The sequence below is a fragment of the Caballeronia calidae genome (genome assembly GCF_900044055.2).
GTDB classification, from domain to species: Bacteria; Pseudomonadota; Gammaproteobacteria; order Burkholderiales; family Burkholderiaceae; genus Caballeronia; species Caballeronia calidae.
Window position 1 is genome coordinate 1 of record NZ_FCOX02000284.1, and the last position, 1,215, is coordinate 1,215.

Here is a 1,215-nt window from a genome sequence, read left to right on the forward strand (position 1 = left end):
GTAAGCGGTCCGTTGTCGGCGTCCTTCCCGCGCGATGAGTGATAGGCGATGCTGGTGTCCACTTCAACTTTCAAGTGGACACTACCCATGGCAGAGGACAGGAATCTGAAGGAGCGGCTGGTAAGGGGCTTTGAGCGTGATGGCAAGCGCCGTTGCTTTGATGAACAGGCCAAGCGTGAGTTGGTGCTGGCCTGTCTGCGATCAGGGGTGTCCGTCGCCGGGATGGCGCTGGAATACGGCCTGAACGCCAACCTGTTGCGTAAATGGATTCGTCAGTATCAAAGCGATGCTACCAGTGATGGGGCGCCGAACGGCGTGGCCAAGGCAATGCCGACGTTCATCCCGGTCGTTCAGCCGGGACATGCCGATGTTACGGCATGCGAGGCTCATGCGGCACCGGTTGCGCTCGCACGGCAGGCGCAACGCGTCACGCTGCCGTCGCAACTGATTGCCGAACTGCCTAACGGTGTGAAGCTCACCCTTGAATGTGCCGGCGATGATTCAAGCCTGGTGATGACGATGATCGAGACGCTGGGAAGGTGCCATGTTCCGGTTCGACGCTGATCTGAAGGTTTACGTTCACCGCGATGCCGTCGATTTCCGCAAGGGCATTACGGGCCTTTCGACGATCGTGGAGCAGGCACTGGGACTCGATCCGTTCGCACGGGCGGTCTACGTGTTCCGCAACCGGCGTGCCGATCGCCTGAAGCTTCTGCTATGGGAGCGTAACGGGTTCTGGCTGATGCTGCGCCGCCTGGAGGCTGACCGCTTTGCCTGGCCGCGCAGCGAACCAGTACTGGAACTGAGTGTCGAGCAACTGCATTGGCTGCTGGAGGGCATTGATCTGGCAGCGATGCGCAAGCACCCGGCGCGATACTATGCACGCGTGAGCTGAGGAGGATGTATCGCTGTCGCACGAGCGCAGCGCGGGCACAACAATTTGCGCGGTGACGTAAACCTATTTCGCAGCGCAAGCCGGTATGGTTGTGGCATGAACCGCATTTTGATCACCGCCGAAGAACTCGCTGCCCTCATCGCCGAACGCGATGCGATGCTCGCCGAGCGCGACGCGCTGCGTGGCGAACTGCGGGTCACGAAGGTCGAGCGTGATTTGCTCAAGGAACAGCTGAAGGCATTCGAGCGACGGCTGTTCGGGGCGAAGAGCGAAGCACGCAGCGATGCCCAGCGGGACCTGTTCCTCAATGAAGCGGAAGC

3 protein-coding genes are annotated in these 1,215 nt (G+C 60.7%); all 3 read left to right on the forward strand.

The window, feature by feature from the left end:
• Positions 1–87: 87 nt before the first annotated feature.
• The gene (tnpA, locus tag AWB78_RS42655; protein WP_062613323.1) at positions 88–564 is read left to right on the forward strand and encodes an IS66-like element accessory protein TnpA; all 477 of its coding nucleotides are present in this window, start codon (positions 88–90) and stop codon (positions 562–564) included.
• Positions 545–895, forward strand: coding sequence for an IS66 family insertion sequence element accessory protein TnpB (tnpB, locus tag AWB78_RS42660; RefSeq protein ID WP_062613321.1), 351 nt, complete (start codon positions 545–547; stop codon positions 893–895). The genes tnpA and tnpB overlap by 20 nt, the downstream gene beginning before the upstream one ends.
• Positions 896–991: 96 nt before the next feature.
• Positions 992–1,215 (forward strand): IS66 family transposase (locus tag AWB78_RS42665; RefSeq protein ID WP_198399511.1); only part of this gene is annotated, 224 nt, incomplete at its 3' end.